The organism is Trichlorobacter ammonificans, assembly GCF_933509905.1.
Classification (GTDB): domain Bacteria; phylum Desulfobacterota; class Desulfuromonadia; order Geobacterales; family Pseudopelobacteraceae; genus Trichlorobacter; species Trichlorobacter ammonificans.
Window position 1 is genome coordinate 1,665,700 of record NZ_OW150024.1, and the last position, 22,476, is coordinate 1,688,175.

Annotated in this window: 14 protein-coding genes and 2 riboswitches; of the genes, 10 read left to right on the forward strand and 4 right to left on the reverse strand. The window is 61.0% G+C overall.

Features of this window, described 5'->3' with window-relative positions:
* The first annotated feature begins 84 nt into the window (after nt 1-84).
* The 9 genes from RAK07_RS07560 to RAK07_RS07600 all read left to right on the forward strand — a co-directional run bounded on the left by RAK07_RS07560 (nt 85) and on the right by RAK07_RS07600 (nt 14,378).
* Nucleotides 85-2,256 (forward strand): glycosyltransferase, encoded by a 2,172-nt coding sequence (locus tag RAK07_RS07560; RefSeq protein WP_305732226.1) that lies wholly within the window; start codon nt 85-87, stop codon nt 2,254-2,256.
* Nucleotides 2,237-3,601 carry a phenylacetate--CoA ligase family protein gene (locus RAK07_RS07565; protein WP_305732227.1) on the forward strand — a complete coding sequence of 455 codons (1,365 nt, stop codon included), beginning with the start codon at nt 2,237-2,239 and terminating at the stop codon, nt 3,599-3,601. The genes RAK07_RS07560 and RAK07_RS07565 overlap by 20 nt, the downstream gene beginning before the upstream one ends.
* Nucleotides 3,598-5,949 carry a glycosyltransferase family 2 protein gene (locus RAK07_RS07570; RefSeq protein ID WP_305732228.1) on the forward strand — a complete coding sequence of 784 codons (2,352 nt, stop codon included), beginning with the start codon at nt 3,598-3,600 and terminating at the stop codon, nt 5,947-5,949. The genes RAK07_RS07565 and RAK07_RS07570 overlap by 4 nt, the downstream gene beginning before the upstream one ends.
* An 8-nt stretch (nt 5,950-5,957) precedes the next feature.
* Entirely contained in the window at nt 5,958-6,506 is a 549-nt protein-coding gene (locus RAK07_RS07575; protein WP_305732229.1) for a hypothetical protein, read from the forward strand.
* 130 nt (nt 6,507-6,636) lie between these two features.
* Entirely contained in the window at nt 6,637-7,686 is a 1,050-nt protein-coding gene (locus tag RAK07_RS07580) for an IS481 family transposase (RefSeq protein ID WP_305733461.1), read from the forward strand.
* Between the two features lie 393 nt (nt 7,687-8,079).
* Entirely contained in the window at nt 8,080-10,311 is a 2,232-nt protein-coding gene (locus tag RAK07_RS07585) for a type I restriction-modification system subunit M (protein ID WP_305732230.1), read from the forward strand.
* Nucleotides 10,311-11,699, forward strand: a complete 1,389-nt coding sequence (locus tag RAK07_RS07590) for a restriction endonuclease subunit S (protein ID WP_305732231.1) — start codon at nt 10,311-10,313, stop codon at nt 11,697-11,699. The genes RAK07_RS07585 and RAK07_RS07590 overlap by 1 nt, the downstream gene beginning before the upstream one ends.
* Before the next feature lies 1 nt (nt 11,700).
* Entirely contained in the window at nt 11,701-13,338 is a 1,638-nt protein-coding gene (locus tag RAK07_RS07595; RefSeq protein WP_305732232.1) for a ParB N-terminal domain-containing protein, read from the forward strand.
* Complete coding sequence (locus RAK07_RS07600) at nt 13,335-14,378, forward strand: Fic family protein (protein ID WP_305732233.1); 1,044 nt, start codon at nt 13,335-13,337, stop codon at nt 14,376-14,378. Before RAK07_RS07595 ends, RAK07_RS07600 begins: the two co-directional genes overlap by 4 nt.
* Here the strand turns inward: RAK07_RS07600 and RAK07_RS07605 are convergent.
* Both RAK07_RS07605 and RAK07_RS07610 read right to left on the reverse strand, forming a co-directional pair.
* Complete coding sequence (locus tag RAK07_RS07605) at nt 14,372-14,860, reverse strand: ferritin-like domain-containing protein (protein WP_305732234.1); 489 nt, start codon at nt 14,858-14,860, stop codon at nt 14,372-14,374. The genes RAK07_RS07600 and RAK07_RS07605 overlap by 7 nt on opposite strands.
* 34 nt (nt 14,861-14,894) lie before the next feature.
* On the reverse strand, nt 14,895-15,701 hold the full coding sequence (locus RAK07_RS07610) for a dienelactone hydrolase family protein (RefSeq protein ID WP_305732235.1): 807 nt from the start codon (nt 15,699-15,701) through the stop codon (nt 14,895-14,897).
* 242 nt (nt 15,702-15,943) lie between these two features.
* Nucleotides 15,944-16,020, forward strand: a riboswitch (cyclic di-GMP riboswitch).
* A gap of 111 nt (nt 16,021-16,131) precedes the next feature.
* Nucleotides 16,132-16,218, forward strand: a riboswitch (cyclic di-GMP riboswitch).
* Between the two features lie 86 nt (nt 16,219-16,304).
* Here RAK07_RS07610 and RAK07_RS07615 point away from each other — a divergent pair.
* Nucleotides 16,305-18,935, forward strand: a complete 2,631-nt coding sequence (locus RAK07_RS07615; protein WP_305732236.1) for an Ig-like domain-containing protein — start codon at nt 16,305-16,307, stop codon at nt 18,933-18,935.
* Nucleotides 18,936-19,006: 71 nt separating this feature from the next.
* On the opposite strand, the gene prsR is transcribed toward RAK07_RS07615, so the two are convergent.
* Entirely contained in the window at nt 19,007-20,392 is a 1,386-nt protein-coding gene (prsR, locus tag RAK07_RS07620; RefSeq protein ID WP_305732237.1) for a PEP-CTERM-box response regulator transcription factor, read from the reverse strand.
* Entirely contained in the window at nt 20,370-22,469 is a 2,100-nt protein-coding gene (gene prsK, locus RAK07_RS07625; protein ID WP_305732238.1) for an XrtA/PEP-CTERM system histidine kinase PrsK, read from the reverse strand. Before prsK ends, prsR begins: the two co-directional genes overlap by 23 nt.
* Between the last annotated feature and the right edge of the window lie 7 nt (nt 22,470-22,476).

Consider the following 22,476-nt stretch of genomic DNA (forward strand, 5'->3'; position numbering starts at 1 on the left):
ACGCACAAACTTTTCTGGCGGTCTGGCATGGTTCGTGATTGATTCCTCCAGCAGGATCTGACACCCCACAAGGAATCCGCCCCTATGAAAACACTGGTTCTCTCCTCCCAGTACCCGCTGCCCGAAGTTGGCGGCAACCGTATCAGAACCATGAACTTTGTCCGCTATTTCCGGAAACACGGCGAGGTGGATCTGGCCTGGTACCAGGATGACGCCACACAGGCCGCTGCCGAAACCCCGCTCTTCAGGCGACAGTTCCCCCTCCCCCGCACGGATGACGGTACCAGGCAGGGCAGACTTGCCGGACTGTACGACCAGCTCCGCCATCAGAAGCCCTGGATCGTCTGCGGCTACGGCCCGGCGTCGGTACGGGCCCTGAACGACCTGATCGAACAGGAGGAATACGATCATATCGTCTGCCGCTACGCGGTCAGCGCCTACCCGCTGCAGTTTCTCTCCCGGCGGAACCGGCGAAAAGTGATCGTTGATATCGACGACCTCATGACCCCGGAACTGTACGAGGCGATCAACGGCAGCTCCCGCGGTCTGCGCCGTCTCAGGGCGCGCCTTGATCTGGAGCTGTACCGGGCCTTCCAGGCCAACTGCGCCCGCATCGGCACGGCACTGGTCTGCTCCGCGGACGACCTGCGGCTGCTCGGCGAACGGGTACCGTCGGCCGATCTCCACGTCGTTCCCAACGTGGCCCCTGAACTGCAGCTGCCCGACAGCTACCGGCACGACGGCTTCAACAATCTCGACACCCTGCTCTTTGTGGGCAACCTGGCCTATCCCCCCAACGTGGACGGTCTGGAGTGGTTCGTCGGCAGCATCTTCCAGCGACTGGTCAACGACTATCCAAACCTGAAGCTGATTGTGGCGGGCAAGGACCCGGTCGAGCGGGTGCGTACCCTCTGCGGGCTGCATGAGCGGATTGAGCTGGTGGAAAATCCGCCGGACCTGGTCCCCCTCTACGAGCGGGCCGGAGCGGTGGTGGTGCCGCTGCTCTCCGGCGGCGGCACCCGTATCAAGATACTGGAGGCGGGACTGGCCGGGCGGCCGGTGTTTGCCACCGCCATCGGCGCCTACGGCCTTTCGCTGCATGACCGTCTGACCTTCCTCTGCATGCACGACTACGACAGCTTCGCCGAGCGCTACGTCTGGCTGCGCAACCGTGCCGCCTACGGCAGAGTGGCCGGCGCCATGCGGGGCTTTGTTGAGGAATACTTTACCGTGAGCAGCTTCGAACAGGCCCTGGACCGGATCATAACGCCGCCGGCACAGCCTCCCGCCAGGGTTCTCCCCGGCCTGGTTTCCGTGATCGTGCCGGTCTACAACCGGGCCCACCTGGTGGGCGCAACCCTGGACAGCATCCTTGCCCAGACCTACCGGAACATCGAAGTGATTGCCGTCAACGACGGCTCCACGGACGGCTCCCTTGAGGTTCTGCAAGGGTATGCCGAACGCCATCCCGGCAGGGTGCGGGTGATCGACCAGCCCAACAGCGGTCAGGTGCGGGCACGCAACGCCGGCATCCGCCAGGCGAGAGGCGAATTCATCGCCTTCCTGGACAGCGACGACACCTGGGCGCCCGAGAAACTGTCGGCGCAGCTTCCCCTCTTCAGCCCCGGCGTGGGGCTGGTCTACTGCGCCATTCACGAAGTTGACCCGGAGGGGCGGGTTATTCGCACGGTGGCCGGTGAGCCCGGCATGCGGGGAGACATCTACCGGCATCTGCTGGTCAGGAACCGGATGACCGGCGGCTCGGTGGTGGTGACCCGACGGGCGCTGGACCGGGCGGGGCTGTTCGACGAATCCCTGCCCGCGGCGGAAAACTGGGATCTCTGGATACGGATCGCCCGGGATTTCACGGTGGAGTATCTGGACCGCCCGCTGGTGCGCTACCTGCGCCACCCGGGCAACCTCTCCGCGGACAACGAGCGGATGGCGCTGGCAACCCTGGCGGTGCTGCAGAAACATCTCTCCGTCGATCCCGGGGGAGAGCTCGCCCGGACCCGCACCCTGGCCTACGCCACCTTCCACTACAACCGGGCCGTTGTCCAGTTCAGCGCCGGCAACTACCGGCAGGCCCGCCGTTCATTCCTGAGCTGCTGGCACTACCGGCCGTTTTACCGGGATTCGGTGCTGCGGATGCTGCGCAGCCTGCTGGGCAGGAACCTGAACCGGCTGCTGGCATGCCTTAAGAGCAAACTGCAGCCGCTCCTGACGGGAAGGCGCCATGAACCGGCGACTTGCTGAACAGACGCTCATCTATCCGCTGCACTATCTGCGGCAGGAGCGGATCGGCGCCTGGCTGAGCGAGGTCAGGGCGGTGAACGGTGCCAGCCGCGCCGACATCGCCCGCTACCAGCGGACCCGGCTCTGCGAGGTGGTCCGGACCGCCCGGCACAGCCCTTCTCCCGGCTACGCCCCGTTGCGCGGCGCGACGGATCAGCTCACGGAGGAGCGGATCATCGGCCTTCTGCACGACTTCCCTCCCCAGTCCAAGGAGGCGATGCGCGCCACGGTGGCGGCCGGGGGCCGTCCCCGGGGCATGGCCTCGGACTACCGCTCCACCAGCGGCTCCACCGGGCTTCCCTTCCAGTTCTACAAGGACCGCTACGCCACCGGCTTCATGGATGCGGTGCTCTATGCGGCCTACGCCTGGCACGGCATCGCTGTCGGCGACCCCCAGGCCCGCTTCTGGGGAATGCCGCTGACCCCCAGGGGGGCTGCCGTGGCGCGGATCAAGGACCTGCTGAAGAACCGGCTCAGATTTTCCGCGTTCGATCTGAGCGAGGGGGCCAGGGAATCCTACTACCGGAGTCTGCACCGCTTCCGTCCCGCCTACTTCTATGGCTATCCGAGCCTGATGGCCACGTTCTGCGGTCACCTGCTGGAACAGGGCCGCACCCTGCGTTCCCTTCCGCTGAAGGCGGTGATCGGCACCGGCGAATATCTCTACCCGCAGGAGCGGAAGCTGGTGGAAGAGGCCACCGGCGTCCCCTTTGTCAACGAATACGGTTGCACCGAAGTGGGAATTATCGGCTTCGAATGCCCCCGGCAGAACCTGCACGTCATGTCCGCCAACATCTACCTGGAAGTGTTGAAGGACGGCAGGCCGGTGCTGGATGAAGCCGGGGATATCCACGTGACCGAACTGCATACCCGCTCCACCCCCTTTATCCGCTACAGCCTGGGGGACCGGGGCATCCTCTGCAGCGCCCCCTGCCCCTGCGGCAGTTCCCTGCCGGTCATGCAGGTACTCTCCGGCCGCAAGGACGACTACGTGCTCACCCCGGATGGCCGGAAAGTGTACGATGCCATCTTCGCCTACACCCTGAAGCGGGGGGTGAGCCGCTTCAGGGCGGTCCAGACCGCCGTGGACCGGATCGAGATCGCCATTGTGCCCGGCACCGACTATTCGCCGGAGCTGGGCAGTCGCTACGTCAGGGAGTTGCAGAGGCACCTGGGTGCAACCGTGACCATTGCCATTTCCCTGGTGGATACCATTGAGCGGGAACCGTCGGGCAAGCTGCGCTATTTCCGCAACGCCATGGCAGCCCGGACCGGCCGTATTCCAGAGGAGCACGGACAACCATGAGCCATCCTACCGTATCGATCATCATCCCCGCACGCAATGAGGCGCAGAACCTTCCCGGCGTACTGGCCGCCCTGCGGGCGGCTGTTGCCGAGTATCCGGGACGGTGTGAGCTGCTGCTGATCGACAACGGTTCCACCGACGCCACCCGGGAGGTCGCGGCGGCCCACGGCTGCGCGGTCTACGAGGACCGAACCGCCTCCATCGCGCGACTGCGCAACATCGGGGTCGAAAAATCGACGGGAACGATCGTTGCCTTCCTGGACGCCGACTGCCTGGTCCATCCCCGCTGGCTTCATTCCTGCGTGGCGAAGCTCGGCAACGACGCCATCGGCCTCACCGGAACCCGCGCCGTTCCCGACTTCAAGAACGCCACCTGGGTGGAGCTGGCTTGGTACCGGCTGGTCTCCGGCGTGGAGCGGCCGGACCATCCCCCCTGGATCGGCTCTTCCAACATGGTCATCCATCGCGACCTGTTCCGGGCCGTGGGCGGCTTTGACGAACACCTGACCACCGCCGAGGATGTGAACCTCTGCCACAAGGTACGCCAAAGCCACCTGGTCTGCCTGAACAAGGAGATCGACACCATTCATCTGCGGGAGTCCAAGACCTTGGGCAACCTGCTCAGGCGTGAACTCTGGCGCGGCGCCGGGAGCATCCGCCAGTTCCGGGACAGCAGGCGCAAGCGGGACGACGCGCCGAGCGTGCTAGTCCCGACCCTGCACCTGGCAGCCATCTGCACCCTGCCGCCGCTGCTGCCGTTCAGCATGACGGCGACGGGACTGCTGTTCGCCCTGCTGCTGCTCCTGCCACTGGCCCTGATCCACCGGAAAAAGGCGCTGGTGGGCGGTATCGCCGATTTTGCAGCAGTCTACCTGGTGGCCTCCGTGTTCCTCCTGGCACGGGCCCTGGCCGTTGGAGTCGAACTGGCCGCCATGACCGCGGCAGCGGCAACGAAGCTCTCCCCCGGCCTGTTCGCCCCGGGGCGCGCCACGGTACGCTCCCTGCTGCTGCTACTGCTCATCCTGGGCAGTGGCCCGCTCTGCTTCGGCGAGATTCTCTTCGAAGAGAACTTCGACGCCCAGCCGGACTGGAACGTCACCAACAGCTACACCGCCGAATGCGCCGGCGCCTGCGCCACCGCACCGCCCAACTGGTCCAACTACCGCACCGTGCCCGGCACTGCCGCCCTTGCCAACCCCACCGGCTCCATCCGGCGCCTGCCGGGCTCCCTGCCGGACCATGGCGGCGGCACCGGCAAGGCCTACATCGTCTACAACCAGTCGGTGGCCGGTGTGAACTGGCCCGGCGACGCCACCCTGGTCAAAGTGCTGCCCCGTGACTACCCGGAACTGTACATCCGCTTCTGGATACGGACCCAGGACAACTGGCAGACCGTGCCCAATGCCCAGTCAAAAATCTTTCGGGCCTACCACTGGGACCGTACCGGCAACCTCTTCCAATTTTTCAGCACCGGCACCGTGAACCCGGCCTACATCTGGGACTGGTCCACCAACAGCGCCAACAGCGCCACCTACATGAACGCCTACCGGTGCGACCCCCAGGAGACCAACTACTACTGCACCGCCCCCGGCGTTCCCTCCTACCAGTTAAACGACTACTACCAGCGTTGGGGCAACGGCCCGGCCGGCAACGTCTATGCCGACGGCCGCTGGCACCGCTACGACGTGCACCTGAAGATGAACGACATCGGCAGCAACAACGGCATTCTTGAGTGGTGGTGGGACGGCGTGCTGATAGAGAGCCGCCGGGATGTGCAGTGGAAGGGGGCAACCGGCTCCGATCCGGTAATCGGCTGGAACACCATCGCCATCGGCGGCAACAGCAACAACACCTTTTCCGGCGCAGTTCCCGCCGACCAGTGGTATGCCATCGACGACCTGGTGGTGAGCAGCACCCCCCTGGTCACCCCCTCGGCCGGGACCGGCAGCAGCATCAGCCCCGCCGCCGTCCAGAGCCCCGCCCAGGGCGGCAGCGTCACCTTCAGCGTCACTGCCCTGCCGGGCTACGGCATCGTCGCGGTCAGCGGCTGCAACGGCACCTTGAACGGCACCAGCTACACCACCGGTCCCCTTGACGGCAATTGCAGCGTAAACGTCAGCACCGCGGCACGCACCGCCAGGACCGAGGGAAGCCCGCTGCCGACGGAGAATGACTTGCTGCGCCTGCTGGGGGCGGCCACCGGCAGCCTCACCCTGGGGCCGGACGACAGCATCCGCTACGACGTGGCCCCCCTGGGGAGCGACGGCATTCCCCGGGGCAACGGCCGGGTGGACAGCGCCGACCTGATACTGGCGGCCCGCCGCAGCATCGGCATCGGCAGCTGGTAACGGCAGCGATGGCTACGATACCTCGTCTGGGCCGAATCCTGCCGGCAACCCTTCTGCTGCTTCTGCTGGCCACCGCCTGCAGCGGTGGCGGTGGCGGAGGCGGCACAAGCAGCAGCTCCGGCGGCTCTCCAGCTGAACCGCCGCCGGATGCTACGAGCGCCAGGGTGACGGTCACCCTGGCCCTGAACGGCACCCTGCCCCCGCAGGCTGCCATTGCCGGTGTTGCCTTCACGCTCCGTTTTCCCGGCATACCGGCCGGGACGGCTTCTGCGGCGGTAACCCCGGCAGGCATCCTCCGGAACGGCCTGTTGCTGCCGCCGGTCTACACGGCCGCCGGCAACGGCGGCAGCCTGCAGGTAGTGCTGGCGGACACCACCGCCGGTGGCCTCAGGGCAACCGGTCCCGTTGCCGCCGTTAGCCTGGTGGTGCCGGGAACCACGGTGCCGCCGCCGGAACGGTTTGCGGTTGAGAACGGCACGGTGGTGGATCTGCTGGGGAATGCCGTGGCCGGAGCGGGCATCGTGGTGAGCGCCGTCAACGGGCAGCCGTCCCCGTAGGGACTTGGAACGTGCTGTAGTGTGATGGTATTCACCTGACAGTTGGCCATTTTCAGTTGGTGGCCATACTGCCCTTGAATGGTAAAAGATGAAGTTGCTCAGACTAAATCTTTCCATCAAGGAGAACAGTATGACCACCGCCGAGAAAGTATCACGAAGAAAGCTCAGTTTGCTAGAGTTGGCCGCCGATCTTTCGAATGTCAGCAAAGCCTGCAAGCTCATGGGTTATTCGCGGCAGCAGTTCTATGAAATCCGTCGAAACTATCAGACCTACGGTTCAGCCGGTCTGGTTGATCGGATGCCCGGAGCCAGAGGCCCGCATCCTAACCGAGTCGATGAATCTGTAGAGCAGGCGATTCTTGAACACTGCCTGGCTCATCCCGGTCATGGCCCGCTACGGGTTGCCAACGAGTTAGCTCTTAAAGGTACCCAGGTTAGCTCAGGAGGCGTTCGCGGAGTCTGGAGCAGGCACAACCTGCTGACCAAACAGGAACGGATGCTGCGACTTGAAAAGAGCGTCCGGGAACAAGCCTTCGAACTGTCAGATGAGCAGATCAGGGCCTTGGAACGGTTCAGCCCTGAGTTCAGGGAGCGTCACATCGAAACCAGCCACACCGGCGATCTCGTAGCAGTGGACACCTTCTTTGTCGGCACCCTGAAAGGCGTCGGCAAAGTCTACCTGCAATCGGTCATTGATTGCTACTCACGCTACGCCTGGGGCAAGCTCTACACCAATAAGCTGCCGGTCACTGCTGTGCATGTGCTTAATGAAGACGTACTGCCGTTCTTTGAAGAACATGACGCCCGGATCAGCACCATCCTCTCGGATAATGGCAGGGAGTTCTGCGGCAGGCCGGACAATCATCCCTACGAGCTGTTCCTACAGCTTGAAGAGATCGAGCACCGCACCACCAAGGTCAGACGTCCGCAGAGCAATGGCTTTGTCGAACGGCTGCACAGAACCTTGCTTGACGAACACTTCCGGGTAATGGGCCGCACCAAGTGGTACGAGTCGTTGGACGAGATGCAGACCGATCTGGACACCTATCTCAAGACTTACAACTACGACCGCCCACACCAAGGCAGAAACATGCTTGGCAGGACGCCATACACGGTTTTCATAGACGGCTTGCCAAAGAACGACGATTCAGATACTGAGGACTACAAACTGGCAGCGTAAATCACGACCCATTCAAGGGCACTGTCAGGTGAATACTATCTCTGTACAAACGTGCTAATATACCATTTTACATCTCATCTTCAGTCCATATTTGCCACCCCTTCAATCGCAAAATCCTCTGCGTTGCTCTGCGGTTTTGCTCAATCAGAGATGACAAACCTGACCTAAATCTGAGCGTAAATCTGGTACATCAGCAAATTCCAACCCCCTTAGCAGCCTGCTACAGAGTTTCGCCATCGTTTGTGTCCATTTTGTTCTTGTCTTTCCATCTATCCAAAGCTACCTTTTTTACCGTTTTATCATCATCAATCTCTTCCCCTGACCATTGATGAGGGGGGAGAAGATCGGCCAGTGGATGAAAGCGCACGCGGTTGACACATGGAGAATAAAGGGATGAGTGATTTACAGATTAAGCGCGACGAGAAGAAGGGGAAAATCTGGAGCCATGTGCGCAGCAAGTGGCTGGTGGAAACGCCCGAAGAAACGGTGCGTCAGGAATACTTACTGCTGTTGGTCAACGAATATGGTTTTTCCCTTGATCAGATTGCCGAAGAGATGGACTTGACCGGTCGGGGCTCGGCCTCCGCCCGTGCAGACTTTGTCATCTGGCGCACCGCTCAAGACAAGGCCGACGACAACGCCCCCTTCATCATCGTCGAATGCAAATCCGATAATGTCACCATCAAGCCGCAGGATTACGGCCAGGGCGAAAACTACGCCCGCATCTGCGGCGCTCCGTTTTTCGTCACTCACAACTCGCGGGAAACCAAATACTGGCGAGTCAAGAAAGACAAGGTACCGGGCTACACCGAAGAGATCGAGAACATTCCTCATGGCGACGCCTCCGACAAAGACATCGAGGAGTTGCTTTCCAAGCTCCGTGCCTTCAAAGAAAAAGAGTTCGCCGACCTGCTGCACAAGTGTCACAACATCATCCGCAACCGGGAGAAAAAAGATCCGGCCGCTGCCTTCGATGAAATCGCCAAAGTGCTGTTCATCAAGGTCTACGTGGAACGCCAGTTATTAACACGACGCAACAAGACCAACCTGTTTACCGTTGATGTACTGAAAAATCAGATCGCCGAAAACCCGTTGGACAACCTCTTTCAAGAAACCAAGCGGGCTTACGCCACCGATAAAATTTTTGAAGATGACGAGCGTATTAATCTCAAACCGGCCACAGGAGAGGCCATCGTCAAGGAGTTGGAGAAATACAACCTTTCCGACACCAGCGAGGACGTGAAAGGTGTCGCCTTCGAACGCTTCCTTGGCCGTACCTTCCGGGGCGAGATCGGCCAGTTCTTCACCCCGCGTACTATCGTTGAATTTATGGTGCACATGGTCGATCCCCAGGAAGACGACATTGTCTGCGACCCGGCCAGCGGTTCAGGCGGGTTTCTGATCCGGGTTTTTGAAATCGTGCGTGAAAAAATTCTTGCCGACGCTGATCGAGAGTACAGCGCCTTCAAGGCCGAAGTGGAGAAAGACAAGTCGCTCACCGAGGAGCAGCGGGCCAAAAAGCTTCAGGACAAATTCACCGAGGTGCAGGCGCTCATCGACCAGAAGCGCGAAGGTTCTCGTCTGTGGAAGCTTTCCAATCGCTGCATCTACGGTACCGACGCCAACGACCGCATGGCCCGCACCAGCAAGATGAACATGATTATGCACGGCGACGGCCACGGTGGTGTTCACCACCACGACGGCTTTTTGAACGTCAACGGCATCTTCGAGGGGCGCTTTGACATCATCCTCACCAATCCGCCCTTCGGCGCTAATGTCGAGCCCACCGACAAGGTGCTGGAGGTGGATATTACCGTTAACCCGGCGGCGCAAGAGCGATACACAAAAGAATACGGCGACCTCTACCGCGAGGCCCAGAATCGGGTGAAGGCGGCGCTTAATCAACCCATAGCCAAGTTATTTGAATTACCCAAAAGCTCTGTGAACAGTAAAGGTGAAGCAACATACGGCAAGATTAAAACCGAGGTGCTGTTTATCGAACGTTGCCTTGACCTGCTCAAGCCCGGCGGCCGCCTTGGCATTGTCCTGCCGGAAGGCATTTTCAACAACCCATCCCTCGCCTACGTGCGCGAGTTCACTGAAGACCGCGCCTTCCTCCGCGCTGTGGTCAGCCTGCCGCAGGAGACCTTTGTCAGCTCCGGGGCCAGCGTGAAATGCTCGTTGCTCTTTCTGCAGAAATTCACTGAAGAGGAACAGCAGAAGTTTGACAAGACTTATGCCACGGCCAAGGCGGAGGTAGAAGCCCGGTATGCCGACGAGATCAAAGCGGAACGGGAGCGGTTGGAAAGCGAAATCGAGGCGGCCAAGCAGGCCAAGGACACAGAAAAGCGCAAGGCCCTGCAAACGGAACTCAAGGACTACCTAAAGGCGATGGAAGTCCGGCAGATCACCGAGGCGCGGCAACTGCTCAAGGAACGTTTCGACTATCCCATCTTCATGTACGAGGCGGAAAAGGTCGGCATCTCCGCCACCGGCGAGGAGGATAAGAACGAACTCTACCCCAACGCCAACCAGCCTGCCGATTGCGACAAGACCTGCCTGGAGTGGTATCGGGAGTTTCTGGCCGACCCGAGCGCCTTTGCCGTTGCTGGAGGTACTGAGTAATGGGTGAAGTGGCACAAGCCAGACTACGAGCCTTTAGCATCGGCTTCGGAGGTTTGCAGACCTGGAGCGTTGCAGCTCAGTTCGCTATTAACTGGAACTGGCCTGATGAGGTCATCAAACCGTTGGCCAGCATCATCAGACGTCGAAACGAAGCCGCTTTGGAGACGCTAGCTCCGGAATCCATGGTTACCCTGCTGACCATTCGTTTTGATGGCTCGATTGAGCCGCGCGAGCCGGTCCACATAAAGGACATCAAAGGACGGCTGTTTCGTGTCTACCCCGGCGATGTGGTTTTTTCAAAAATTGATGTGCGCAATGGAGCAATCGGACTTGCTCCCGATGACATTGAGTGCATGTGTGTCACCTCCGAATTTCCTGTTTATTCCGTCGATTTCCAAAAAACAGATTCGGGATACGTGAAACTCCTGTTCCGAACAGTTGCGTTCAAGAGATTACTGAATTCGATGATTAGCGGTGCATCGGGCCGAAAACGGATTCAGCCAACCCAGCTTGAGGGGGTAAAAGTCCCAATCCCCGCGCTGCCGATCCAGCAGAAAATTGTGGCCCATTGGGAGGCGGCGCTAACTAAAGCCAATGACCTACTGGCCCAGGCAGACCAATTGCCTGGTAAATTGGAAAACCAAGTATTGGGAGAGCTTGGGCTCAAAAAAAAGAAACGAAAAACCATGCCAAAGGTAATGGTTACAAATTGGGCGGAGCTGACCAAATGGAATCAACGGTCCACCTATCTATTAGGCCAGGCACCGGACCTGGGCAAAGGCATCTACCCCGTTGTAAACGGACGAGAGTGCATAGCGGAGGTGAAGCATGGGTGTTCGGCGAGTCCTAGCAGTAAGCCAACAACTCTCAAGGTGCTAAAACTTAGTGCCGTCACAAGCGGTCACTTCCTGCCTTCCGAAGCGAAATTCATTGCAGACAAGAAGCAGTTTCGGGAGAACTTCGACCTTATAAAGGGCGACATTCTCATGTGCCGGACTAACGGGACACTTGCCTATGTTGGTCGCCCAGCGATTTTGGAGAAGGATTATCCCGAGCTGATTTTCCCGGACAAACTGATGCGAGTTCGATGTAAGGCCAACATTCTCCCTGAATACCTCGAATACATATTGAGCAGCAGCATCGCTCGCCCTCAACTTGAAGCAAACGCCAGAACGGCCGTAGGCAATCATGCCATCGGCAATGAGGATGTGTTCAATGTGGAACTGCCACTCCCACCGATTTCTGTGCAAAATATACTCATCAAGATAGTTCAAGAAGCAAGAAGTGATATCCAGCATGCTAAGGGAGAGGCACTCAGCTTACAAAGGAATGCTGAACAAGAAATCGAAAAAATGATTCTCGGCACCCGCCCGGTGGAGGTGCACTGATATGTCCCGTGGCCGCCAATACATTGAATTCGAGGGACTGTTTTCGGAAAGCGTGCTGGGTATCTTCCGCATCATCAGAGGTTTTGCCGACCTGCGCGATTTGGCGGCTGTCTCCGTGCCCTACAAGATGGAGGACGGTGAGCAGGGCTTTCGGGTGGTCGGCCATCAACGGGTGGAATCGGCCAAGCACGCTGAAGAGATCAAAAACTACCTGGAAAAGAGCGAGAACCGTTTCCTCCCGGAAGTGATCCTTTCCGTTCGTTCACCAGTAAAACTGATGGTCAACCGAGGTGAGATAGACCCCGACGAGTTGGGGCTTGGCGAGACGGTATTCGGTGTCAAAGGCGAGAGTGGTGGTCTGGTCGATATCTCTCGTCGGTATTCGAGCCCAACCATGCGCATGCAACGGTTGCGCGTGCGGTGCAACAACCTGGAACAACTCAAACAAGATAAAATCATCCGACGCATCGATGGCAATCACCGCCTGCATCTAGCCGAACAACTCACCGAAGATCAACATCGTCCAACGAAATATTTGGCTCCGTTTTGTTTTGTATTACTCGGGCCGCCAGGCAACAGCTATGATGACTATGCTGAATCGCTAATTTTCCATACTATCAACAGTACCGGTCTGCCACTGGAGTCGGAACACAGTCTGCGGCTGCTGCTAGGACAGGATCCGGCGCACGCCATGACGCCGGATAACGAATTCGCCTACAACCCTGCGCTGCACCTCACGAGGCTCTTGTCTGACCGGCTGCGCGGACTGCCGCAACCCGCCCGACAACGCTTCGGTGAGCGACCGTTGTCGGCGCTATGGGAGTCGGCCCGCAATCTGATCGCCATGGACGGAAGTATCGCCCAGAACCGCCAAACTTTGACTACCTTTGCCTATGACCTGTTTGCAGCGCTGGCCGACATCGCCACCCTACTGACCGTCAACCATCCATCGCTATGCGGCACTTACGGTTTCTTCGAGCTGGCGGCGCGGGTCTGGCGTGAAGCAGAAGGAGAAAATCACGAGCAAAGAGTCCACTGGTCGGTGAACTATCTCGACCGCATCGGGCATTGGCTCGGCGGTCAGGGCATCACCAGCCTGCTTGATCCACTCTCTCCTGCCGAGCAGTTGCTCAAAACCTTCAAGGCGGCACTGTCCCGTATTCCCAAACGGGTCTTTCTCGCCCGTTGGTATCCAAGTCAGCAGCATGGTGCAACCGAGGCCGATGTCACAAAGGCAACATTACGGCTGCAACAGTTCCGACAAACTCTGACAAATCTCCAACAGCAACACGGCATCGGCCTAGAGTTGATCGACATGGGCACGGAAGAAGGGGGCACGTTTCCGATTCACAGCCGGATGTACGAGGCTATCGCCTCCTCGGACATCATCATCTGCGACCTGACCGGCCATCGGCCCAATGTTTACGTGGAAGCGGGCTACGCCCTGAAACATCACGAGAGCAATCGGCTTATTTTCCTGTTCGAACCAACCGATGCCGACGACCGGGTGCCATTCGACCTGAGCACTTTTAAGTATGTGCCCATCACCCAGGCAGCGGAAATCCCTAACCGTTTGAGGCCGGAACTTGAATCGATCTTGCAAAGTGCTGGTGCTTTACTCAGAGGAACTAGGGTATGAGCGCAAAATCTATCTACCAGCCTCCCTACACCATCACCACGGAAATTCTCAACCGGGTCGCCGCCATCAGCGAGGTCATCGGGCGGCTGACCGTGCTCACCGACCAGTCCAGAGCATTGCGGCTGCGGCGTATCAACCGCGTCCGCACCATCCACGGTTCGCTGGCCATCGAGGGCAACACCCTGAGTGAGGCGCAGATTACCGCGATTCTGGAGGGTAAGCGGGTGATAGCCCCGCCCCGCGAGGTACAGGAGGTGAAAAACGCCCTGGCTGCCTATGACCGTTTTGACGCGTGGCACCCGGAAGCGGAAAAGGATCTGCTGGAGGCGCATCGCCTGCTGATGTCCGGCCTGATCGATGAAGCGGGAACATACCGGCGCGGCGGCGTGGGGGTGATGGCAGGCCGACAGGTCATCCACATGGCGCCGCCTGCGGATCGGGTGCCGCAGCTGATGGGCAACCTTTTCCGCTGGCTGACCACCACCGACGCCCATCCGCTCATAGCCAGTTCGGTCTTTCACTATGAGTTCGAATTTATTCATCCCTTTGCTGACGGCAACGGCCGCATGGGGCGGTTATGGCAAAGCCTGATCCTTGCCCGCTGGAATCCCCTTTTTGGCGACATCCCGGTGGAAAGCCTGATCTTTGAGCACCAGGCCGAGTATTATCAGGCGTTGCAGGAGAGCACCCGTCAGACCGATTCCGCGCCTTTCATCACCTTCATGCTGCGGATGATCCTGGATACCGTAGCCTCTTCCGCCCCCCAAGTCGCCCCTCAAGTCACCCCCCAAGTCGGCGAGCTGGTAGCCGTGCTACAGGGAGAGATGGGCCGCGAGGCGTTACAGTCGGCTCTCGGCCTGCTGGACCGCAAATCCTTCCGCGAGCGCTACCTCAAACCGGCCTTGGCCCACGGCCTGATTGAGATGACCGTTCCAGATAAACCCAACAGCCGCCTGCAGAAATACCGCCTTACCGACAAGGGCCGTCAGCAGCGTATGCACCTTGGCGATGGCTACCATCACATCGACTCCGGTCAGTAATACTCGGTGAGGTTGCTGAACTCCCCCCAGGCCAGGAAGGTATGGGGAGCCAGCATGTAGCTGTAGATGTTGTCCATAACCGTGAAATGCTTCTTCTCCTCCTCAGCGATCCGCTGGAACAGCCCGGAGACAGCCGGCTCGGTTTCCAGCCGCGCCGCTTCTTCGTAGAACTTCACGCTCCGGGCCTCAATAGTCATGGCGTGCCGGTAGGCCAGAAGTTCCGTCGACGGAGCCGGACTGTTCCTCTTTTCCTCCACAAGCTCCCGGAAGATGCCGCGGGCATCCTCCAGCACTGCGGAATCGGCCATGCCGACACTGCCCAGGCCGCGTATAGCCAGGATGGTGTCGTAGTGTTTCTGTTCGTCGGCGGCGAGACCGAGAAAGACCTTCTTCAGCCCCGGCTGCGACGTTTCTCCGGCGAGGTTCTCGTAGTAAGCCTTGCCGTCCAGTTCCATGCTCAATGCGAATTCGAATGCATCCATGGCAGCTCCCTCCCCTACTGTCTCGGATTTCCGCTCATTCCGCCTTTTTGAAAATCTCGTGCAGGAACTTCCGCAGCTCCGTCCATGAATTGAAGTCGGCCCGCCGGTCATAAGCCAGTGGCAATCCGAACTTTCTGGCATAGTTGTCCGACTCCGGGTTGGTGAAGCCGTGCTTCGCCCCCTGGTAGGCGATATAGCGGAAGGAGGCGCCGGCAAGGGTCATCTCGTCCAGGAATGCCTGCACCTGGGCCGGCGGAACCAGCGTATCCCGGTCGCCGCCCAACACCAGGAGATTGGCCCTGACCTCACCGGGCAGGGCGGGGGTGTCGGTGGCCAGACTGCCGTGAAAACTGGCCGCTCCCTTCAGGTCGCTACCGCTGCGGGCCATCTGCAGCACCACAGTACCGCCGAAACAGTAGCCGACGGCGGCGATCCGGGCGGGGTCCACCAGTGGCTGCTGTTTCAGAACCGCCAGGGCGGCATTGAACCGCTCCTCGGTGACCTGCCGGTTTTTCAGCACCGTTCCGGCAAGTTTTTCCGCTTCATCGGGGTAGCGGGCCGTCTTGCCGTCGCCGTACATATCCACTGCCAGGGCGACGTAGCCCAGCTCCGCCAGCATCACGGCCCGACGGCGCACGTACTCGTCATGCCCCCACCATTCGTGTACCACCAGCACGGCCGGACGCTTGGTCTTCAGGGCCGTATCCTCGGCCAGAAACCCCTTGAAGACCGTTTCTCCCACCCGGTAGTCCACCAGGCGGCCGACGACGTTCGCTCCGGCTGCTTCTGCGGTGGCCAGCAGCGCCAGCAGGCACAGTACCGACAGGATACGCGATTTCATGGCCACCTCCTTGCCCGCCGGCTTTGGGCAGCTATATCCCATCAAAAAACAGACCAAAATATTTCTCCATTTATTACGGCAAGTTGGCGATGCTGCGTCTCTCATCGGCAGGGCAGATGTAATGAATCCCGACACAAACCGGTGCCGGGTGTCGACGGGGGCGACAGGTGCGATTTCTGTGACGATCGTCACATTTTTCCGGGGGGGATTGGGCTACAGTACAATCACAACTGAATAGAACGAACCGATAATACTCAACCATCCGCGAGGGTGGGGCGGAAAGCCTACAGGGTCTCACCGAGACAGCCGGGTTGCCGAAGATCAAATGATGCTTTTGATTACCGGCGCCCGTTTTTTTTTGCAGCGCCGCAATGAAGGACAAGGAGGTGACACCGTATACCCGGGACGTGCTGCGGCACGGACCACCTGTTTCCGACAACGGTAAACCCAGCGCAAGCTGGGGGCACAAAGCCACGGGTCCCGAAGATTGCACAGCCGGGATAGCCGGGCTGCCGAAGAAACAGATTCTCCCTTGGTTTACGCATCAACGGATGATCTGTTTCTTGATCACGCACACGCAAACCTTACAAAGGGAGAAGAACCATGAAACCCAACGTGTTGAAACAAAAATTGCTGACATACCTGCTGACCCTGTCATGCCTGGTACTGACGGCGATCCCCTCCCACGCCGGGGTCATTTTCGAAGAAAGCTTCGATGCCCAGGCCGACTGGAACGTCAACAACATCTACAAAACCGAATGCGCCGGCACCTGCACCACCGCACCGGCCAACTGGTCCAACTACCGCACCGTGCCCGGTACCTCCGCCCTCACCAACCCCACCGGCTCCATCAGGAAACTGCCCGGCTCCCTGCCCGACCGTTCCGGCAGCGGCAAAGCCTACATCGTCTACAACCAGTCGGTGGCCGGCGTGAACTGGCCCGGCGATTCTACCCTGGTAAAAGTGCTGCCCCAGGACTACCCGGAACTGTACGTCCGTCTCTGGATCAAAACCCAGGCCAACTGGAAGACCGTGGCCAATGCCCAGTCCAAGGTGTTCAGGACCTATCACTGGGATCGTAGCGGCAACCTGTTCCAGTTCTTCAGCTCCGGCACCGTGAACCCGGCCTACATCTGGGACTGGTCCACCAACGGCAGCAATAACGCCAGCTACATGGACGCCTATCGCTGCGACCCGCAGGAGACCAACTACTACTGCACCGCCGGCGGCGTGCCGTCCTATCAGCTGAACGACTACTTCTACGCCTGGGGCAGCGGCGGCGCCACCACCAAGTACGCTGACGGCCAGTGGCACCGCTATGACTTCCACCTGAAGATGAACGACATCGGCAAGAACAACGGCGTCATGGAATGGTGGTGGGATGGCGTGCTGATGGAAAGCCGCACCGACGTGCAATGGAAGGGTGCCTCCGGTTCCTCCGCATCAATCGGCTGGAACACCGTCTCCATCGGCGGCAACAGCAACAACACCTTCTCCGGTTCCACCCCGGCCGATCAGTGGTATGCCATTGACGACCTGGTGGTGTCCACCACCCCGATCCCGGCCGACTACGCCATTGGCGGCGGCAGCAGCTCCACCGCCGATACCACGGCGCCAACGGTGTCCCTGGCCGCGCCGGCCAATAACGCCAGCGTGAGCGGCAGCGTTTCCCTGACCGCCAACGCCGCCGACAATGTGGGGGTGAGCAAGGTTGAATTTTATCTGGACGGCGCCCTGCTGGCAACGGACAACAGCGCTCCCTACCAGTTCTCCTGGGACAGCTCCAGTGCCGCCGCCGGCAGCCACACCGTGATGGCCAAGGCGTTCGACGCCGCCGGTAACGTGGGACAGTCCGCAACGGTGACCGTCAACGTGGTGCGGGACACCACGCCCCCCACCGTGTCGCTGACCTCGCCGGCCAATAACGCCACCGTGAGCGGCAGCGTATCGCTGACCGCCAGTGCCACCGACAACGTTGGGGTGAGCAGGGTCGAATTCTACAGCAACGGCACGCTGCTCAGCGCCAGCAACCAGGCTCCCTACAACTACACCTGGAGCCCGGCCGCCGGCAGCTACAGCCTGAGCGCCAAGGCATTCGACGCGGCCGGTAACGTGGGGCAGTCCTCCACCGTGTCGGTGACCGTGGCAAGCGCCCCTGCCGCCGACACCACCGCCCCGACGGTTGCCATCACCTCGCCCGCCAACAATGCGGTGGTAAACGGCACGGTGCAGAACACCGTAGCCGTGGCCGACAACGTGGGCGTGACCAAGGTTGAGTACTATGTGAACGGCGGCCTGGACTACAGCAGCACCACCGCACCGTTCAGTTACAGTGTGGCCACCACCGTTGCCCACAACGGTACCTACACCATGTACGCCAAGGCCTATGACGCCGCCGGCAACGTGAAGCAGTCGTCCACGATCACCTTCACGATCAAGAACGGCACCACCACCGCCGACACCACGGTGCCGACCGTGGCGCTTACCGCCCCGGCCGCCAATGCAACGCTCAGCGGCAGGGTGAATGTGACTGCATCCGCCTCCGACAACGTGGGGGTGAGCAAGGTTGAGTTCTACCTGAACGGCGCACTGAAAAGCACGGCAACCGCCGCTCCCTACAGCTTTGCCTGGGACACCACCACGGTTGCCGACGGAAGCCACACCCTGCTGGTGAAAGCCTCTGACGCGGCAGGCAATACGGCGCAATCCAGCGTATCGGTGACCGTAAAGAATGCGGTACAGGCCGCCAGCTCCCTCTGGTCTGCCGGCGACCTGCCGAGCATCATCGACGTGGGCCCGGACAGCCCGGTGGAACTGGGGGTGAAATTCCGCTCCGACGTGGCCGGCTACATCACCGGTATCCGCTTCTACAAGGCAGCCGCCAACACCGGTACCCATGTGGCCAACCTCTGGTCCAGCAGCGGCAGACGGCTGGCAACCGCCACCTTCAGCAACGAGACCGCTTCGGGGTGGCAGCAGGTTACCTTCGCAACACCGGTAGCCATCAGCGCCAATACCGTCTATGTGGCCTCCTACCACACCCGCACCGGCCACTACAGCGGCAGCCTGAATTTCTTCACCGGCAAGGCACAGATAAGCGCACCGCTGCGTGCCCTGGCCGACGGCGAATCAGGTTCCAACGGCGTCTATGCCTACGGCAGCGCCGGCTCCTTCCCCAGAAACAGCTGGAAAGGGAGCAACTACTGGGTTGACGTGGTCTTTAAGGCCAAGTAGCCAGGTGACAACAGCACCGGCAGCAACAAAGCCGCCCCTCCATCGGAGGGGCGGCTTTCTGCGTTGCGGTGTCAGACCGGAGCAACCGGCTTCTCGATGCGGTGTTTCCTGGTCAGGTCGTAGAGGGTGGGCCTGCTGATCCCCAGGGCTTCCGCCGCCTTGGCCATGTTATGCTTCTGGCTTTCGATGGCCGACAGGATCATTTCCCGCTCGATCATCTCCCGGGCATCCCGCAGCGTCAGCCTGCTGAACGCCTGCAGCGCCTCCCGGGGCGGTGCGCGCAGGGAGAAATCCAGCGCCTCCGGCTCCACCAGCGGCGAATCGGACATGATCACCGCCCGCTGTACCCTGTTTTCCAGCTCCCGCACGTTGCCGGGCCACTCGTAGGTCTCCAGCAGCGTGACCGCCTCGCTGCTGAAGCCCCGCATCTTCTTGTGGTTTTCAGCGGCGAAGCGTTTCAGGAAGGCCTTTGCCAGCAGCATGATGTCCCCTCCCCGTTCCCGCAGCGGCGGCAGGCTGATCCTGACCACCGAAATCCGGTAGTAGAGGTCCTCCCGGAAGCTCCCCTCCTCCGCCTCCTTGGTGATGTTCCGGTTGGTGGCGGCGATGATCCGCGTATCAACGGCAATATCCTCCCGTCCCCCCACCCGCTGCAGTTTCTTTTCCTGGAGAAAACGGAGCAACTTGACCTGCAGGTTCAGCGGAAGCTCGCCGATTTCGTCGAGGAACAGGGTTCCCTTGTGGGCGTACTCAACCTTCCCCTGCACCCGGCTGTGGGCGCCGCTGAAGGCTCCCTTCTCGTAGCCGAACAGCTCGGCCTCGATCAGGTTTTCGGGGATGGCGCCGCAGTTGATGGCGATGAACGGTCCCTGCCTCCTGCCGCTTAACGCGTGGATCGCCTTGGCCACCAGCTCCTTGCCGGTACCGCTTTCACCGGTGATCAGTACCGACGCGTCACTGGCCGCCACCTTGCGGATGGCGGCATAGACCTCGTGCATGCCGGCTGACTGGCCGATGATGCCGCCCGGCGCATGGTTCTGTCCCTCGGCAACGGCGAACAGGCGGGCCTGCTCCCGCTCGATGGCCGCAAGGTTGAAGGCCCGCTGCAGGATCACCTTGAGCACCGGGATCTCCAGCGGCTTGCAATAGTAGTCACAGGCACCGTCGCGGACCGCCCGCAGGGCATGCTCCCGTTCAGCGCTGCCGGTGATCATGATCACCTTGGTGGCCGGGGCCATGCGCAGCACCTCCTCCAGGCAACGGAACCCCTCTGTCGAGCCGGATTCGTCGGGCGGCAGCCCCAGGTCCAGGGTCATCACCGCCGGCTGGTGCTTCTTGAACAGCGACAGCGCCTCCTGCCGGTTTGCCGCCGAGAGCGTCTCGTAGCAGCCGGCCAGTCCCCAGCGCAACTGGCTGCGGATCTCCTCACGGTCTTCAACAATGAGCAGCTTTTCCATAGTCCGCTTCCTGCCAGAGGCTGTCGGGCTGCATTTTGGGCAGCCGGACGGTGAATTCGGTCCCGCAGCCGCCATTGCTCGTCACTTCAATGGTGCCGCCGTGGGCTTCGACGATCTGCTTGCTCTGGTACAGCCCGATCCCCAGCCCATGCTGTTTCGTACTGCTGAAGGGACGGAACAGTCGCTGCCGCAGATACGCCTCCGGAATGCCGCAACCTTCGTCCGTCACACGGAAGTAGGGGGTTTCCTGCTCCCCCACCTCCACCGTCACCGGTTTGCCGTCGCCGGTGGCCTCCATGGCGTTCATCACCAGGTTGAGAGCCACCTTCTGCAGTTCCTCCCGGTCGCCGGAGGCAATGGCCGTCGTGCCGGTCACGCGTAAACAGGGCTGCTTCAGCAGGGCCACGGTCTCATGGGCCACCTGCAGCAGGTCCACCGGAGTGCGCCGCAGGTTCTCCCGCTCCGGCAGGGGGCGCAGACGGGAGATCAGCCCCTGCATCCGCTCCACGGTGCTCCCCAGGGTGGTCAGCAGCTCCTGCTGAAACTCCGGCAGCGCGATATACTGGCGGGCGTTCTCCAGGGAGAGTGAAACCGCCGAGACCAGGTTTTTCAGATCATGCACCACGAATCCCGCCACTTTGCCGATGGCCGCCAGCTCCCGCGAGCAGGCCAGTTGCTCGGACAGCCGCAGGTTGAGCAGCGCAAAGGAGGCCTGCCCCGCCAGGGTCCGCATCAGATCGAAATCCTCGTAGGTATACAGTTCCTCCGGGTTGAGCTGCCTGCCCAGCAGGATGAAACCGTCCAGGTCACCTTGACGGGACAGGGGCACCAGGAAGCAGGCCCCCTGTTCCTCGAAATACCCCCGATAACAGCTTCGGTCCAGCTCGGTCACGTTGTCGCGCAGGTCAAGAATCCAGCGGCTTTCCGCCAGGGAGCGGATCAGCGGGTCTCCGGCATCGAAGCTGAGGCCGCACTCCGTTTCACCGCCTCCGGCACCGTGCTGATACGCGTCCCGCTCCTGGTTCAGCACGAACAGCACGCCGCTCCCCATGCCGAAGGTATCGCAGAATCCGCACACGATGGCCCGGAGCAGCTCATCGCTGCTGGTGGCCGCGGAGAGCCGCTCCGTAAAACCCAGCCACTGGTGCCGGTAATCGTACTTGTTGCGATAGAAGTTCTTCTGGATGCAGATGCGGATTCTGCGTCGCACCGCCTCGGACAGGAAGATGGCCAGGAGTCCCAGCCCCGCCAGCAGCAGCATGGCCAGGAAGAGGGAACGCTGGAATCCGCCGCCGACGTACCGCATCCCCTCCCCCGCGATGCCGAGACCGGTTACGTACAGGCCCACGGCAAGCAGCACCACCGACTTGTAGGCCAACTGGGGCGAGACCTGCACCGTGCCGCCGCTTCCCCGCCTGAAGCGCGAATAGGCGATCAGCGCCATCGCCGCCAGCAGCACCAGGGCGCGGGTGGTGGTTACCTGCATGTCCAGAGCGCGGAAGATGAAGGCTTGGCTGTAGTAGACGATCAGCACGGCCAGCAGCACCCCGGCCCCCAGCAGCTCGAATTTCATCCGCCAGCGCAGTGCCGGCGGCGTATGCACCAGGGTCAGCTCCAGGTTGACCAGGGCAACCACCAGCGCCATCAGCAGCACCAGGTAGAAGCTGAACCCCGCCTGCCCCAGGAAGAGGATCTGCTCCACGGCAAAGTCGGGGGAGTAAATGAAGGAGCGTATCGGCAGCAACAGGGCCCAGGCCGGCAGCGCCAGCGCCAGGAGCGGCACCAGGCGAGCCCGCAGGGGGAGTGCGCGCAGCCGTTCCTCCCGACCGCAGGTAAGGGAATAGAGCAGCCAGGCCGGTGGCAGCAGCCCCTCCGTCACCAGGGCGCACTTCTTCCAAAGGTACATCTGTCCCGGCCAGGTGAGGGCCAGCAGGTCGAAAAGCTCCAGGGCCAGGACCACGGCAATGGCCGCCGCCAGGGGATAGGGGGTAGAGGCCCCCTGTTCCCGCCGCAGGACAAGGGCCAGCAGAAAGGCCAGCCCCCCCGTGATTGCGCTGATGGCGACGATCTGCAGCATCACACCG